At 69.8% G+C, this 14,988-nt stretch carries 16 protein-coding genes; 13 read left to right on the top strand and 3 right to left on the bottom strand.

Annotated elements, in window-relative coordinates; genetic code table 11:
- Positions 1–32 precede the first annotated feature (32 nt).
- Positions 33–938 carry a tRNA (adenine-N1)-methyltransferase gene (locus BLS99_RS05295; RefSeq protein ID WP_091044981.1) on the top strand — a complete coding sequence of 302 codons (906 nt, stop codon included), beginning with the start codon at positions 33–35 and terminating at the stop codon, positions 936–938.
- 100 nt (positions 939–1,038) lie between these two features.
- Here the strand turns inward: BLS99_RS05295 and BLS99_RS05300 are convergent, their stop codons facing one another.
- On the bottom strand, positions 1,039–1,326 hold the full coding sequence (locus tag BLS99_RS05300) for a ferredoxin (RefSeq protein WP_091044982.1): 288 nt from the start codon (positions 1,324–1,326) through the stop codon (positions 1,039–1,041).
- 117 nt (positions 1,327–1,443) lie between these two features.
- Here BLS99_RS05300 and arc point away from each other — a divergent pair, with 117 nt between their 5' ends.
- The 7 genes from arc (at position 1,444) to BLS99_RS05335 (ending at position 8,863) form a co-directional block, all read left to right on the top strand.
- Entirely contained in the window at positions 1,444–3,225 is a 1,782-nt protein-coding gene (arc, locus tag BLS99_RS05305; RefSeq protein ID WP_091044992.1) for a proteasome ATPase, read from the top strand.
- Positions 3,226–3,431: 206 nt separating this feature from the next.
- Positions 3,432–4,937 carry a depupylase/deamidase Dop gene (gene dop, locus BLS99_RS05310; protein ID WP_091044996.1) on the top strand — a complete coding sequence of 502 codons (1,506 nt, stop codon included), beginning with the start codon at positions 3,432–3,434 and terminating at the stop codon, positions 4,935–4,937.
- A gap of 111 nt (positions 4,938–5,048) precedes the next feature.
- Positions 5,049–5,264, top strand: a complete 216-nt coding sequence (locus BLS99_RS05315) for a ubiquitin-like protein Pup (protein ID WP_091028433.1) — start codon at positions 5,049–5,051, stop codon at positions 5,262–5,264.
- A gap of 193 nt (positions 5,265–5,457) precedes the next feature.
- Positions 5,458–6,252 (top strand): proteasome subunit beta, encoded by a 795-nt coding sequence (gene prcB, locus BLS99_RS05320; protein WP_091044999.1) that lies wholly within the window; start codon positions 5,458–5,460, stop codon positions 6,250–6,252.
- A gap of 15 nt (positions 6,253–6,267) precedes the next feature.
- Positions 6,268–7,065: a proteasome subunit alpha gene (gene prcA, locus BLS99_RS05325; protein ID WP_091045002.1), complete on the top strand. Its 798-nt coding sequence runs from the start codon at positions 6,268–6,270 to the stop codon at positions 7,063–7,065.
- 172 nt (positions 7,066–7,237) lie between these two features.
- Complete coding sequence (pafA, locus tag BLS99_RS05330) at positions 7,238–8,596, top strand: Pup--protein ligase (RefSeq protein ID WP_091045005.1); 1,359 nt, start codon at positions 7,238–7,240, stop codon at positions 8,594–8,596.
- A gap of 9 nt (positions 8,597–8,605) precedes the next feature.
- Positions 8,606–8,863, top strand: coding sequence for a hypothetical protein (locus BLS99_RS05335; RefSeq protein WP_091045008.1), 258 nt, complete (start codon positions 8,606–8,608; stop codon positions 8,861–8,863).
- 323 nt (positions 8,864–9,186) lie between these two features.
- On the opposite strand, the gene BLS99_RS05340 is transcribed toward BLS99_RS05335, so the two are convergent.
- A complete protein-coding gene (locus BLS99_RS05340; RefSeq protein WP_091045011.1) occupies positions 9,187–10,278 on the bottom strand; it encodes a DUF3866 family protein in 1,092 nt (363 codons plus the stop codon).
- A gap of 162 nt (positions 10,279–10,440) precedes the next feature.
- On the opposite strand from BLS99_RS05340, the gene BLS99_RS05345 reads away from it, so the two are divergent.
- The 5 genes from BLS99_RS05345 (at position 10,441) to tatC (ending at position 14,105) form a co-directional block, all read left to right on the top strand.
- A complete protein-coding gene (locus tag BLS99_RS05345) occupies positions 10,441–11,418 on the top strand; it encodes a helix-turn-helix transcriptional regulator (RefSeq protein ID WP_091045021.1) in 978 nt (325 codons plus the stop codon).
- 1 nt (position 11,419) lies between these two features.
- Positions 11,420–12,355 (top strand): helix-turn-helix transcriptional regulator, encoded by a 936-nt coding sequence (locus BLS99_RS05350; RefSeq protein ID WP_091045023.1) that lies wholly within the window; start codon positions 11,420–11,422, stop codon positions 12,353–12,355.
- 30 nt (positions 12,356–12,385) lie between these two features.
- The gene (locus BLS99_RS05355) at positions 12,386–12,595 is read left to right on the top strand and encodes a hypothetical protein (RefSeq protein ID WP_091045025.1); all 210 of its coding nucleotides are present in this window, start codon (positions 12,386–12,388) and stop codon (positions 12,593–12,595) included.
- Between the two features lie 228 nt (positions 12,596–12,823).
- Positions 12,824–13,102, top strand: coding sequence for a Sec-independent protein translocase subunit TatA (tatA, locus tag BLS99_RS05360; RefSeq protein ID WP_091045027.1), 279 nt, complete (start codon positions 12,824–12,826; stop codon positions 13,100–13,102).
- Positions 13,103–13,124: 22 nt separating this feature from the next.
- Positions 13,125–14,105 carry a twin-arginine translocase subunit TatC gene (gene tatC / locus BLS99_RS05365; protein ID WP_091045029.1) on the top strand — a complete coding sequence of 327 codons (981 nt, stop codon included), beginning with the start codon at positions 13,125–13,127 and terminating at the stop codon, positions 14,103–14,105.
- Between the two features lie 75 nt (positions 14,106–14,180).
- Here tatC and BLS99_RS05370 read toward each other — a convergent pair whose 3' ends face one another.
- Positions 14,181–14,915: an HAD family hydrolase gene (locus BLS99_RS05370; RefSeq protein WP_091045032.1), complete on the bottom strand. Its 735-nt coding sequence runs from the start codon at positions 14,913–14,915 to the stop codon at positions 14,181–14,183.
- Between the last annotated feature and the right edge of the window lie 73 nt (positions 14,916–14,988).

Below are 14,988 nucleotides of genomic sequence, written 5' to 3' on the forward strand. Positions count from 1 at the left end.
TTCGGACCTGACCGAAGGAGACACGAGGCAAAGTGGCATCTGACCTGCTGGCGCCGGGCGACCGCGTCCAACTGACCGACGCGAAGAACCGGAAGGCCACGATCACCCTCGCCGAGGGCGGCGCCTTCCACACCCACCGCGGGCGGCTCTTCCACGACGACCTCATCGGCAGGCCCGACGGCGTCACGGTCACCACCGAGGGCGGCACCGCCTACCTCGCGCTGCGCCCGCTCCTGCCCGACTACGGGCTGTCGATGCGCCGCGGGGCCCAGGTCATCTACCCCAAGGACATCGCCCAGATCCTCACGTTCGGCGACATCTACCCGGGCGCGCGCGTGGTCGAGGCCGGCGCCGGGTCGGGGGCGCTCACGAACTGGCTGCTGCGGGCCGTGGGCCCGACCGGGAAGGTCTTCTCCTGGGAGCTGCGCGAGGACTTCGCGAAGATCGCCCAGGAGAACGTCGCGGGCTACTACGGGGAGCTGCCCGAGCAGTGGACGCTGACGGTGGGCGACGTGGCCGGGGCGGAGCTCGACGCGCCGGTCGACCGGGTCGTGCTCGACATGCTCTCGCCGTGGGAGGTGCTGGACACTGTGGAGCGCCTGCTGCGCCCCGGCGGCGTCTTCATCGGATACGTCGCGACCACCACGCAGATGTCGGAGCTCGTCGAGGCCCTGCGCGAGCGCAAGACCTTCACCGAGCCCGAGGCGTGGGAGTCGCTCGTCCGCGGCTGGCACCTGGAGGGCCTGGCCGTCCGCCCCGACCACCGCATGATCGCGCACACCGCGTTCCTGATCACCGCGCGGAAGCTCGCCCCCGGGACGGTGGCCCCGGCGCGCAAGCTGAAGCCCTCGAAGGGCCAGCAGGCGCTGCGCGAGCGCAACGCGCGGATCGCCGCCGAGGCCGAGACGGCTCCGGCGGACGACGCCCCCCAGGGGTAACAATCTGATTACTTCTTGAGTCGGATTCACGACTTCTCAAGTGCTGAAACGCAACCGGGCGGGAATCATTGTCGACGACTCCCGCCCGACCCGCGTCCGATCAGTCGTCCGCCCCCGGCCCCGCGACGGGCGTCTTGTCGTCCCGGTCGCGCACGTAGATGCACTCCCCGGGGCAGTCGTGGGCTGCGTTCACAATGTCCAGTCGCAGGTGTTCGGGCACCTTGACCTGCGAACCCGGTGTAGTCAACAGCTCGCCGTCCGTGTCCTTCACGTAGGCGAGCCCGTCGATGTCGAACTCGAAGACGGCGGGTGCGTACTGCACGCAGAGGCCGTCACCGGTGCAGGCGTCTTGGTCGATCGACACTTCGATCTCACGCTCGGTCTTCATGGCCCAAGACTAGCCGCGCGGCAATCCCCCTTCCGAATGTCGGTGTCGAGCCTTACTATTGGCCTCCCCGACCAGATACGGTTGGGAGTACGAACACTCTCCTGGGAGGTGTGACCCGTGGCACGAAGCAACGATGACCGTCGACAGAACCTGGGCCAGGGCTCAGAGCGCGACGAACTGTCAGGACAGGTCGAAGAGCTCCAGGAAGAACTGGCCGCGGCCCGGCGCCGTCTCACCGAGACCCCCCGACACATGCACATCCTGGAGGAGCGGCTCGCCGCCGCCCAGTCCCAGATCGATCGCCTGTCGGAGCAGAACGAGCGGCTCGTGTCGACCTTGAAAGAGGCCCGCGAGCAGATCGTCTCACTGAAAGAGGAAATCGACCGGCTCGCCCAGCCGCCGTCCGGATACGGCGTGTTCCTGGGCGCGCGCGAGGACGGCACCGTCGACGTCTTCACCTCCGGCCGGAAGTTCCGCGTGTCGCTCGCCCCCTCGATCGACCCCGAGGAGCTGGAGCGCGGCCAGGAGGTCCTGCTCAACGACGCCATGAACGTGGTCGAGGTCCTCGACTACGAGCGCATCGGCGAAGTGGTCACGCTCAAGGAGCTCATCGAGGTCCCCGGCGGCGGCCCGCCCGACCGCGCGCTCGTCACCAGCCACGCCGACGAGGAGCGGGTCGTGCTGCTCTCCGACGCGCTCATCAACGGGCCGCTGCGCGCCGGCGACTCGGTCATGATCGAGCCGCGCGCGGGCTACGCGTACGAGCGCATCCAGAAGAGCGAGGTCGAGGAGCTGGTCCTCGAAGAGGTCCCCGACGTCGACTACTACGACATCGGCGGCCTCGACGGGCAGATCGAGATGATCCGCGACGCCGTGGAGCTCCCGTTCCTGCACGCCGACCTCTTCCGCGAGCACGAGCTGCGCCCGCCGAAGGGCATCCTGCTCTACGGCCCGCCCGGCTGCGGCAAGACGCTCATCGCCAAGGCCGTCGCCAACTCGCTGGCCAAGAAGGTCGCCGAGATGCGCGGCGAGGAGGCCTCCGGGCGCTCCTACTTCCTCAACATCAAGGGCCCCGAGCTGCTGAACAAGTACGTCGGCGAGACCGAGCGGCACATCCGCCTGGTCTTCCAGCGGGCCCGCGAGAAGGCCAGCGAGGGCATGCCGGTCATCGTGTTCTTCGACGAGATGGACTCGATCTTCCGCACCCGCGGCTCGGGCGTGTCCTCCGACGTCGAGAACACCATCGTCCCGCAGCTGCTGTCGGAGATCGACGGCGTCGAGGGCCTGGAGAACGTCATCGTCATCGGCGCCTCCAACCGCGAGGACATGATCGACCCGGCGATCCTGCGGCCCGGCCGCCTGGACGTCAAGATCAAGATCGAGCGGCCCGACGCCGAGTCCGCCAAGGACATCTTCTCGAAGTACATCACCACGACCCTGCCGCTGCACGACGACGACCTGCGCGAGCACGACAAGGACCGCGACGCCACGGTGAACTCGATGATCCAGGCGGTCGTCGAGCGCATGTACTCCGAGGTCGACGAGAACCGCTTCCTCGAGGTCACCTACGCCGACGGCGACAAGGAGGTCCTGTACTTCAAGGACTTCAACTCCGGTGCCATGATCGAGAACATCGTGGCCCGCGCGAAGAAGATGGCCATCAAGGACTTCCTGACCAACCAGTCCAGGGGCATCCGGCTCACCCACCTGATCGACTCCACGGTGGACGAGTTCCGCGAGAACGAGGACCTGCCGAACACCACCAACCCGGACGACTGGGCCCGCATCTCCGGCAAGAAGGGCGAGCGGATCGTCTACATCCGCACGCTCGTCTCCGGCAAGGGCGCCGACTCCGGACGCAGCATCGACACCGTCTCCAACACCGGCCAGTACCTGTAGCACCTGCGGGAACGGCCCGAACAGCAATTGAGGAGATCGGCCGGCGGGCCCGCCCCGCCGGCCGATTCCCCCTGTCCGGCGCGTGTCGGGCCCCATTCCGCGGGTAACCGATATCCATGAGGCAATTGCACATCGAGCTGGCGGAAATCCAGTCGGACGCCCTCCGAGGGGGCGCAAAGGGGCCCGGACGGACTAGGCTCGAAGGCATGACCGTTCGCCGCATCATGGGCACCGAGATCGAATACGGGATCTCCGTGCCGGGCCAGCCGGGGGCCAACCCGATGGTGACCTCCTCGCAGATCGTCAACGCCTACGCCGCGCGCCCGGAACTGTCCAAGGGCGGCCGGGCCAGGTGGGACTACGAGGAGGAGACCCCCCTACGCGACGCCCGCGGCTTCACGTACACCGGGGCCCTCTACGACCCCGCCGAGAACCTCGCCGACGAGGACTCCGGGCTCGCCAACGTCATCCTCACCAACGGCGCCCGCCTCTACGTCGACCACGCGCACCCCGAGTACTCAACGCCCGAGGTCACCAACCCCCGCGAGATCGTCCTGTTCGACAAGGCCGGCGAGATGACCATGGCCGAGGCCGCCCTCCGGGCCGCCCACACGCCCGGCATCGGCCCCATCAACCTCTACAAGAACAACACCGACAACAAGGGCGCCTCCTACGGCGCGCACGAGAACTACCTCATGTCGCGCCAGACCCCCTTCGCCGACATCGTCGCCCACTTCACGCCGTTCCTGGTCACCCGCCAGGTCTACGCCGGCGCCGGGCGCATCGGCATCGGCCAGGACGCCTCCGAGCACCGCTACCAGATCTCCCAGCGCGCCGACTTCTTCGAGGTCGAGGTCGGCCTGGAGACCACCCTCAAGCGGCCCATCATCAACACCCGCGACGAGCCCCACGCCGACGCCGAGCGGTACCGCCGCCTCCACGTCATCATCGGCGACGCCAACCTCGCCGAGTACGCCACCTTCCTCAAGGTCGGCACCGCCTCGATCGTCCTCGCCATGATCGAGTCCGGCGCCTTCGACGGCTCCCTCGCCGTCGCCGAGCCCGTCGCCGAACTCCGCGCCGTCTCCCACGACCCGAGCCTCGCCCACAAGATCGAACTGCGCAACGGCAAGCGCCTCACCGCGGTCGAACTCCAGATGTCCATCCTGGAGCAGGCCGAGGCGTACTGCGGCCCCGACGCCGACCCCGACACCCGCGAGGTCCTCGACCAGTGGGCGTTCGTCCTCGACGCGCTGGCCCGCGACCCCATGGAGCTGGCCGACATGCTCGACTGGCCCGCCAAGCTCTCCCTCCTGGAGCGCTACCGCGAGCGCGAGGGCCTCGACTGGGGCGCCGCCAAGCTCCACGCCATCGACCTCCAGTACCACGACGTGCGCCCCGAGAAGGGCCTCTACCACCGGCTCGTGGCCCGCGGCAAGATGAAGCGGCTCCTCACCGACACCGAGATCATCGACGCGATGACCGAGCCGCCCGCCGACACCCGCGCGTTCTTCCGCGGCCGGTGCCTCTCGCGGTACCCCTCCGAGGTCGTCGCCGCCTCCTGGGACTCCGTCATCTTCGACGTCGGCGCCGACTCGCTCGTGCGAGTGCCCATGATGGAGCCCGAGAAGGGCACCAAAGCCCATGTGGGGGAGCTGTTCGAGCGCTGCGAGGCCGCGAAGGACCTCCTCGACGTCATCACGGCCGATTAGCCGACACCGGGCCGCCGCGGGAATATTACAGAGCGGTACAGCGTCGTATCTGGCGTGCTGTCGTACTCTCGCGGTACGGTTTATGCACCGTCGAGGTAGAAGGGAACAGCTATGGCAGCGAAGGACTCCGGCGGGCAGTCGCAGTCGCAGCGGTCACGGCAGGAAGCAGACGCCGAGACCACCGAGGCCGCTGTAGACCCCGAGATCGCCGAACGACACGAAGCGATCACCGAAGAAGTCGACGACCTGCTCGACGAGATCGACGAGGTCCTGGAGACCAACTCCGAGGAGTTCGTGCGCTCGTTCGTGCAGAAGGGCGGCCAGTAGCCGCACCTGCGGTCGACAGGGCCTGGTGCGACGGCCGAGCACGTACTCGGCTCGCAAGCATCGCCAAGACCGGCGCACCGGGACCCTGGCACCGTTCAGTCGCAATCTCGGCCGAGCGTCGAAAAGAATAGAGAATCAGGGAGGTCATGTCGTGACAGGTCAAGGATTCCCAGGCAAACTGCCGCACGCGTATATGACGGCCGGAACCTCCTCCTTCTCGGAGTTCCTCATGCAGGCGGCGCCGGAACTGCTGCCGGGGCGCAGGCCCCTGCCCCCCGGCGACTTCGCCGAGATGAGCGCCCACGCGACCACCATCGTCGCGCTCAAGACGGCCGAAGGCGTCGTCATGGCGGGCGACCGGCGCGCGACGTCCGGCAACTACATCGCCAGCCGCGACATCGAGAAGGTCTTCCCCGCGGACGCCTACTCGCTCGTGGGCATGGCCGGCACCGCCGGCCTCGGCATCGAACTCATCAAGCTCTACCAGGTCGAACTCGAGCACTACGAGAAGATCGAGGGCGCACCGCTCACCCTGAACGGCAAGGCGAACCGCCTCGCCACCATGCTGCGCGGCAACCTCGGCATGGCCATGCAGGGCCTCGCCGTCGTCCCCCTGTTCGCAGGGTTCGACAACGACGCCCCCAGCGTCGCCGAAGCCGGGAAGATCTACAGCTTCGACGTCGTCGGCGGCGTCTACGCCGAACGCGACTACGACTCGATCGGCTCCGGCTCGATCTTCGCCAAGGGCTCGCTCAAGAAGCGGTACCGGCGCGGCCTCAGCACCGAGGACGCCGTCAAGGCCGCCGTCGAGGCGCTCTACGACGCGGCGGACGACGACTCCGCCACCGGCGGACCCGACCCGATCCGCGACCTCTACCCCGTCGTCATGAGCGCCACCGCCGAAGGCTCCAAGCGGATCGACGAGGCCACCGTGGCCGACCTCGCCCGCGCGGTCATCGCGGCGCGCACCGAGAACCCCTACGGATAACGAGAGGAGCCTGACATGGCCATGCAGTTCTACACCAGTCCCGAGCAGATCATGCGGGACCGGGCCGAGTTCGCCCGCAAGAACATCTCCCGCGGCCGCAACGTCGTGGTGCTCTCGTGCGCCGACGGGGTCCTCCTGGTCGCCGAGAACGTCTCCTCGGCGCTCCACAAGGTCTACGAGCTCTACGACCGCATCGGCTTCGCCGCCGTCGGCAAGTACAACGAGTTCGAGAACCTCCGCACCGCCGGCGTCCGGATGGCCGACCTGCGCGGCTACTCCTACGACCGCCGCGACGTCAACGCCGCCAGCCTCGCCAAGGCGTACGCGCAGACGCTCGGCGCGATCTTCTCCGAGCAGACCAAGCCCTTCGAGGTCGAGATCTGCGTCGCCGGCGTCGGGTCCTCGCCCGACGGCGACGAGCTGTACCGGCTGACCTTCGACGGGTCGATCAACGACGAGCCCGGCTACCTCGCCATGGGCGGCGCCGCCGAGCAGCTGGTCGAGGTCCTCTCCGAGGGCCACGACTCCGAGGCCCCGCTCGCCGACGCGTTCGCGCTCGCCCTGCGGGCGCTCTCCTCGGACGGGGGCAACGGCGTCCGGCGCGAGCTGACCACCGACGTCCTCGAGGTCGCGGTCCTCGAACGGGCCCGCCCCGGCCGCGCGTTCCGGCGCATCGAGGGCCTCGCCCTCGACGCGCTCATGCCGAGCACCGAGGCCGAGGCCGAACTCGACCCCGACGAGGTCCTCGGCGACGAGCCCGAGGACGGCGCCGACACGCCGGACAAGGGCGAAAGGCCCCAGCCGAGCGAATAGGCAACGGCCCGAACCACAATCAGAGACACGAAACTCCCGCACGCAAGTGGACGGTCGCGGGGGCCCGCGAGCCCCCGCGACCGTGCGAACACCGTCAACACGCCCGTCGCGGAGCGAAACCGTTCGACCGCGAGGGGTGTTCTCCTCATAAGAATCGGGGTAGGGTTTCGACATGGACAGGCGCATTTTCGGACTGGAGACCGAATACGGGGTCACTTGCACCTTCAGGGGACAGCGCCGCCTGTCTCCGGACGAAGTGGCCCGATACCTCTTCAGGCGCGTGGTCTCCTGGGGCCGCTCCTCCAACGTGTTCCTCCGCAACGGCGCCCGCCTCTACCTCGACGTGGGCTCCCACCCCGAGTACGCCACCCCCGAATGCGACTCCGTCGAGGACCTGGTCAAGCACGACCGGGCCGGGGAGCGCATCCTCGAGGGCCTGATGATCGACGCGGAGAAGCGCCTCCACGACGAGGGCATCGCCGGCGACATCTACCTGTTCAAGAACAACACCGACTCCGCCGGGAACTCCTACGGCTGCCACGAGAACTACCTCGTCAGCCGCCACGGCGAGTTCGGGCGCCTCGCCGAGGTCCTCATCCCGTTCCTGGTCACCCGGCAGCTCATCTGCGGCGCCGGCAAGGTCCTCCAGACCCCGCGCGGGGCCCGCTTCTGCCTCTCCCAGCGCGCCGAGCACATCTGGGAGGGCGTCTCCTCCGCGACCACCCGCTCGCGCCCCATCATCAACACCCGCGACGAGCCCCACGCCGACGCCGAGCGGTACCGCCGCCTCCACGTCATCGTCGGCGACTCCAACATCAACGAGATCACCACGCTGCTCAAGATCGGCTCGGCCGACCTGGTGCTGCGGATGATCGAGACCGGCGTGACGATGCGCGACCTCACCCTGGAGAACCCGATCCGGGCCATCCGCGAGATCAGCCACGACACCACCGGGAAGCGCCTGGTGCGCCTGGCGAGCGGCCGCGAGGCGTCCGCACTGGACATCCAGCGCGAGTACCTCGAGAAGGCCATGGACTTCGTCGACCAGCGCGGCGCCGACGCGACCACCAAGCGCGTCATCGAGCTGTGGGGCCGGGTCCTCCAGGCCGTCGAGGACGGCAACCTCGACACGATCTCGCGCGAGATCGACTGGGTCGCCAAGTACAAGCTCATCGAGCGGTACCGCGAGAAGCGCGGCCTGCCGCTGTCGAGCCCACGCGTCGCCCAGCTCGACCTCGCCTACCACGACATCCGGCGCGGGCGCGGGCTCCACCACCTGATGGAGAAGCGCGGCGAGGCCGAGCGGATCACGCACGACGTCGAGGTCTTCGAGGCGAAGGAAGTGCCGCCGCAGACCACGCGCGCGCGGCTGCGCGGCGAGTTCATCCGCAAGGCGCAGGAGAAGCGGCGCGACTTCACCGTCGACTGGGTGCACCTGAAGCTCAACGACCAGGCGCAGCGGACCGTGCTGTGCAAGGACCCGTTCCGCTCGCGGGACGAGCGGGTGGACAAGCTCATCGCCAGCATGTGAGCATGAACCGTGCCCGACACCCCTGAGACCGAGAACCCCGAGACCGACACGGCCGCCGAGCGGCGGCCGGGTGGACGCGAGCAGGCCGGCAGGTCCGGCCTGCTCGGTTCGTTCGACCCCGTGGCCGCCACCGAGAAGCGCAAGGCCCGCATCCGCGACGAGATCGCCCGCAACAGGCGCGGCGAGTACTCGGTCCCGACCTGGGCCCTCGCCCTCGCCCTGGCGGGCGTCGTGGGCGTCTGGCTGCTGGTGCTGTTCGTGCTCTAGGGCATGCCGCAGGTGCGGTCCGGCGCTGGGAAAGGGCCCCCGGTTTCGAAGCTAGCTCGGGAGACCTGAAGCGGAGCTGAAGCCGGAACCGAGGCGATTTCGCGGGGGCACGCCTCATGGTCGGGGCGCGTCAGGCGCCCCCGGCTTCGACGCTAACTCGGGGAACCTGAAGCGGAGCTGAAACCGGAACCGAGGCGATTTGGCGGGGGCACGCCTCATGGTCGGGGCGCGTCAGGCGCCCCCGGCTTCGACGCTAGCTCGGGGTTGCTGAAGGGGAGCTGAAGCCGGTCGCGGGAGCGTCGGAGGTCGGTGACCGGGGAGGGTCAGTCGCGGCGCTTGGCTATCTGGGCCGCGTGGCGGCCCGCCGCGGCTTCGGCGATGAAGTAGACGCGGTCCTTGTCGAGGCCGCGGCCCATGGTGGAGAGCCTGACCGGGAGGGCCTGCATGGCCTCGGCCAGGCCGGAGCAGTCGATCTCGATCTGGCGGTGGCGCTCGGGGAGCTCGGCGAGCTGGGCCCGGATCTTCGGTTCCAGGTCGGCGGGGAGCTCGTCGGGGACCGGGATGTCGGCCGCGGCGAGCGCGACCTTGCCGTACGCGGTCATCGAGTGGTGCGAGACGCCGCGGTGGCGCTCGCGCGCGTCGCCCTCGGAGATCCGCAGCGAGGCGACCGGCCGGCCGCCGAGGACCGAGGCCGCGTTGACCGCCTCGCCCGCGGCGGTCCCGGAGAAGCCCCACACCGTGCCGGTGCCGAGGTTGCCCGGGCCCTGGGCCACGATCGCGATGTCGGCGCCGCCGACCGTGCGCGCCGCGATGAGCGCGTTGTGGATGTTCGTCGCCTCCAGGTCCCCGCCGAAGCACTGCCCGGCGGTGACCACCGTGCGGATCCGGTCCGAGAGCTGGTCGAGCTGCCGCGAGAACCACGCCGGGAGCGACCCGCCGTCGGTCATCACGTACGCGACCTTCGCGTCGGGCGCGGTCGCGTGGATCCCCGCCAGGACCGGCGCGAGCGCCGAGTGCAGGTCCGCGACCACCACCGGCATCCCGCCGAGGTCCTCGCAGTCCTCCACCGCCGCGCGGTACGGCGAGTCGTCCTCGTCGACGGCAAGGCGCATCGCCTGCATCGGCGTGTACCGGGCCTTGACGATGTGCCCCGGCCCGTCGACGTCGGCCGGGAGCCGGTCGGGGACGGCGATGACCAGGGCGTACCCGCCCGTGCCCAGGCCCTTGGCGATGGCGTTGCAGTTGAGCAGGACCCGGTCGCCGACCTCGGGGACCCCCACGAGCTGGTCGTACGCCAGGCCCCGCGCCGAGTACGCGTCCTCGCCCTCGCGGGCCTCGACGTCGACCTCCAGCTCGGTGCAGCCGCGCCAGCCGCCGCGCACGCCGGTGACGGTCCCGTATCGCCATCTGATCACGCCCGGACACTATCAAAGGGGCCGCGAACGGCCCGGGGGGCGCTTGCGGGGCATGGCGAACCGGCGCCCGACGCCGTACCCCCCGGTCCCGCGCGCGGCGCCCCGGACCGCGGGCGCCGGGCGTGCTGGCGGGCCGCTCAGGCGCTGGCATAGGCTGGGCGGGTGTCCAACGATCGCACTGAACGACTGGTGAACCTGGTGCTCTGCCTGCTGTCCTCGCGGCGCTTCCAGACCGCCGGCAGGATCGCCCGGACCGTGCCCGGATACGAGCACGACCTCGAGGACAAGAAGGCGCACGAGGCGTTCCAGCGCAAGTTCGAGCGCGACAAGGCCGAACTGCGCCGCATCGGCATCCCGCTCCAGTCCGGCGTCGACTACCTCGCCGACGGCGAGCCCGGCTACCGGATCGCCCGCTCGGACTTCGAGCTGCCGCAGATCGAGTTCACCGACGCCGAGGCCGCCGCCGTCGCGGCCGCCGCGCGCCTGTGGCAGCAGCCCGAGCTCCAGTCCGGGAGCGCCGAGGCCCTGCTCAAACTGCGTGCCGCCGGGATCGACGTCGAGTCGCACGCCGCCACCGCGACCGTGAAGTCCCTGCCCGGCGCCGAGGCCGCCCTCTCGCCGTTCTTCGAGGCCATCGCCGCCCGCCGCGCCGTCGTCTTCGACTACCTGGGCTCGCGCGACGAGTCCGCGCAGCAGCGCCGCATCCAGCCCTGGGGCTGCGCCGCCTGGCGCGGGCGCTGGTACGTCGCCGGCCTCGACCTGGAGCGGAACGCCCAGCGGTGCTTCCGGCTCTCGCGCATCTCCGGGAAGGTCCGCCTCACCGGTCCCGAAGGCGCCTACACGATCCCCGCGGACGTCGACGTCCTCGCGTTCGCCTCCGAGTCCGAGGCCCGCCAGCAGCCCGTCCGCGCCACCGTCCTCGTCCGCCCCAAGCGGGCGTGGGGCGTGCGCCGCCGCGCCGACCAGATCGGGCCGCGCACCGCCGAGGGCGACCAGGTCTGCTTCTCCTTCACCGAGACGGCCCCGACCGCCGCCTGGCTCGCGTCCTTCGGCGCCGACGTGCTCGTGGTCGACCCGCCCGAACTGGTCAAGGAGACCGTCGCCTGCCTGCAAGCCCTCGCCGACGAGGAGGAGTCCTGACATGACCACCAACCGTCTCGCACGCCTGCTCAACCTCGTCCCGTACCTGGTCGCGCGCCCCGGCGGGGTGCCGATCCACGAGATCGCCGCCGACTTCGGCGTCGACGCCGAGCAGGTCCAGGCCGACCTGACCATGCTGTGGATGTGCGGCCTGCCCGGCTACGGCCCCGGCGACCTCATCGACATCGCCTTCGACGCCGACGCCGTCCGCGTCCTGTTCGCCGCCGGCATGGACCGCCCGGTCCGCCTCGCCGCCCACGAGGCGCTCGCGCTCTCGGTGGCCCTGCGGGTCCTCGCCGACACGCCCGGGGTCGGCGACCGCGGCGCCATCGCCTCGGCGCTCGACAAGCTCGCCGCCGCCGCGGGCGAGGCCCCGGCCGACGTGACCGTGCGCGACACCGTCACCGACCCGCAGGCCGAGAAGTACGCCGCGCTCGTCGCCTCCGGGCACGCCGCGCGCATCACCTACTACTCCGCGCACCGCGACACCACCTCTGAGCGGGTCGTCGACCCCATCGAGATCGTCGTCGCCGAAGGCCACGCCTACCTGCGCGCCTGGTGCCGCACCGCGGGGGAGATCCGCCAGTTCCGCATCGACCGGATCGACGCCTGCACCGAGCTCGACGAGCCCTCCGAGCCGCTGCGCCTGACCAACCAGCCCGCGCCGACCGCGTTCCTCGCCTCCGAGCTGCCGCGCATCGAACTCCTGCTCGGCGCCGGCGCCAAGGGCGTCTCCGACTCCTACCCGTGCGAGGAGGTCGTCGGCGAGCCCGACGGGCGCCGCCGCGTCGTCATGCGCGTGCGCGACCTCGACTGGGCCCGCCGCTTCGTGCTCGGCCTCGGCGGCGAGGCCGAGGTGGTGGCCCCGGCCGAACTGCGCGAGTCGGTGCGCCAGACCGCGCGCTCGGCGCTGGACCGGTACGCCCCGGCGGCCTGACCCGGCCCCGCGTCGGCTTAGAATGGCCCGATGATCTGGGCGATATCGGTCGTGCTGGCACTCGCCGGACTGGTGCTCCTCGCCGTCGCGGCGTGGCGCCTCCTCGGCGGGCTGAAACAACTGGGACACGGGCTCGAACGCGTCCAGGAGCGGGCCGAAGAGGCTCAGGAGCTGCAGGAACGGTTGAACCTGACGCTGGCGGAAGTGCAGCGCACGACCGCCGCCCTGCCCGAGAAGTGACACCGTCCGGTCGCACTCGCCACATTCTGATAAAGATCGGCGATCCCGAAGGCTCCAGTGTTGACGGAAGTGTCAAACGTCGGTCATGCTTGTCCGGCTCGACGATGTCGTAGCCGCGCCTACCAACGGTGACCACGGGGTGAACCCGGTCTCAGGCTCCGTGGCGGCGGCCTCCACGGAGGCATACGATGGTTAACGTCACCGACACATATCCGGAGGGACCGAACAATGGGTGCACTCAAGCCCTGGCACATCATCATTCTCGTCGTTGTCATCCTGCTGGTGTTCGGCTCCCGGAAGCTCCCGGACATGGCCCGCGGTCTGGGTCGCTCCATGCGCATCCTGAAGTCCGAGACCGAGGCCATGAAGTCGGACTCGACCAACCCCGAGAAGGACGGCGACGTCCGCGCCGAGCCCAAGCACACGCGCGAGCCGCTCGAGCCGCCGGCGCCCGTCAACGAGACCGTGATCGACGGCGAATCCGTCGACCGCAAGCAGACGCGCTAAGACGGTCACGGCCGTTACGGACATGACGGACGAACCACCGCGGCGCCGAGGCAGGAAACGCCAGACCAAGTTCCAGCGCGCCGCAGACGGCTCCATGACGCTCATGGAGCACCTCATGGACCTGCGCTCGCGTCTGATGATCGCGGTCCTGGTGATCCTGATCGGCACCGCGCTGGGCCTGGTCTTCTCGAAGCAGGCCATCGAGTTCCTCGCCCAGCCGTACTGCAACACCTCGGGCGCGAACGTCGAGGACAGCGAGCAGGTGCTGTGCAACTTCACCCTGAACTCGCCGGCCTCGCACATCGCGCTGTACCTCAAGGTCTCGCTGTACATGGGCCTGGTCGCGACCTCCCCGATCTGGCTGTACCAGCTCTGGGCGTTCATCGCCCCCGGTCTGCACCGCAACGAGCGCCGGTACGCCTACACGTTCATCGGGATCGCCGCACCGCTGTTCCTCGGCGGCGCGCTCCTCGCGTACTTCGTGGTCAGCCACGGCATCCAGTTCATCATGGTGCTCCAAGAGGGCACAGGATTCACGATCGCGCTGAACCTCGAGGAGTACATCAACTTCTACCTCACGGTGATGGTGGTCTTCGGGATCGGATTCGAGTTCCCGCTGATCATGCTGATGCTCAACGTGATGGGCCTGGTGACGGCCAAGCGGATGCGCGGCTGGTGGCGGATCGTGGTCGTGGTGAGCTTCATCTTCACCGCGATCTTCACCCCCACCCCCGACCCGTTCGGCATGACCGCGCTCGCGATCTGCATGCTGTTCCTCTACGGACTCGCGCTCATCGTCGCCCATCTCAACGACAAGCGCAAGGGCATCACCGACGAGGAGGACTGGGACGACGAGGAGGCCAGCGACATCGGCGCCTCCGACGACGTCGAATCGGCGACCTCGATCCGCGCGGGAGGCCTGGACGACGAGGACTACCCGGCCGAGAACGAGCGCCGCAACCGCTTCGGCAGGCGCGTCGACGGCTACGACGACATCACCTGAGTCCCCTGAGGACGACGGCCGAGCGACAGTGAAGGGCCCCGGAGCATCCGCCCCGGGGCCCTTCGACGTCCCGTCTCAGCAGCCGCGCACCAGGCGCAGCACCGCGTCCAGCCCCACGGACCGGCCCGCCTCGGCGTGCGGCACCAGGTAGCAGCGCGCCCCGATCCGGGCCGCGCCCGCGTCGGCCATCGTGTCGCCGACCATGAGCACCCGGCCCGGCTCCACGTCGAGCGCGTGGCACGCCGAGTAGAAGATCTTCTCGTCCGGCTTGCAGAAGCCGACCTCGTAGGACAGCACCCACGCGTCGATGAACCGGTCGATGCCCAGGCGCCGCAGGATCGGGCGGGCGTCGAAGCCGATGTTGGACACCAGCGCGATCGGATACCCCTGCGCCTTCAGCGAGACCAGGGTCGAGAACGTGTCGGCGAAGGCCACCCACCCCTCGGGCGAGGCCAGCCGGTCGTACAGGGCGTCGGCGAGCCCGTCGAACACGCCGTGCGCCTGGGCCGCGAGCTCGGTGAACGCCTCGCGGTGGGCGTCCTCGTCGAGGTCCCTGTCGGCCCACGCCTCAGCGAAGTGGGGCCGCACCCGGGGCTCCATGCCCGAACCGAGCCAGCCCTGCGCGCCGATGGCGTCCGCCAAGGCGGTCACCGCGAGCGGCGAGAGCTGTCGGCCGCACGCCTCGGAGGCCAGAGCGACCGACCGGGTCAAGGGTTCGAGCTGCGCCAAGGTGCCGTGGAAGTCGAACAGGACCGCGTCGACCCCTCCGCGTCCCGCATCGTCGTCTCCTGGTGAGGAATCACGGTGCACAACCGGGACGATACCCGGCCGTGTAGGCGTCGTCACAGCCGGGTGCGCTGGCGTGTTGCCGGAACGCGCTAGT

The organism is Glycomyces sambucus, from assembly GCF_900102815.1.
GTDB lineage: Bacteria > Actinomycetota > Actinomycetes > Mycobacteriales > Micromonosporaceae > Glycomyces > Glycomyces sambucus.

Bases quoted from the DNA above. Each gene is read 5' to 3' on its own strand.
- BLS99_RS05355 (WP_091045025.1), top strand. From the start codon at position 12,386: ATGATCTGGGCGATATCGGTCGTGCTGGCACTCGCCGGACTGGTGCTC.
- BLS99_RS05350 (WP_091045023.1), top strand. From the start codon at position 11,420: ATGACCACCAACCGTCTCGCACGCCTGCTCAACCTCGTCCCGTACCTG.
- prcB (WP_091044999.1), top strand. From the start codon at position 5,458: ATGACGGCCGGAACCTCCTCCTTCTCGGAGTTCCTCATGCAGGCGGCG.
- prcA (WP_091045002.1), top strand. From the start codon at position 6,268: ATGGCCATGCAGTTCTACACCAGTCCCGAGCAGATCATGCGGGACCGG.
- tatA (WP_091045027.1), top strand. From the start codon at position 12,824: ATGGGTGCACTCAAGCCCTGGCACATCATCATTCTCGTCGTTGTCATC.
- dop (WP_091044996.1), top strand. From the start codon at position 3,432: ATGACCGTTCGCCGCATCATGGGCACCGAGATCGAATACGGGATCTCC.
- BLS99_RS05300 (WP_091044982.1), bottom strand. From the start codon at position 1,326: ATGAAGACCGAGCGTGAGATCGAAGTGTCGATCGACCAAGACGCCTGC.
- BLS99_RS05315 (WP_091028433.1), top strand. From the start codon at position 5,049: ATGGCAGCGAAGGACTCCGGCGGGCAGTCGCAGTCGCAGCGGTCACGG.
- tatC (WP_091045029.1), top strand. From the start codon at position 13,125: ATGACGGACGAACCACCGCGGCGCCGAGGCAGGAAACGCCAGACCAAG.
- pafA (WP_091045005.1), top strand. From the start codon at position 7,238: ATGGACAGGCGCATTTTCGGACTGGAGACCGAATACGGGGTCACTTGC.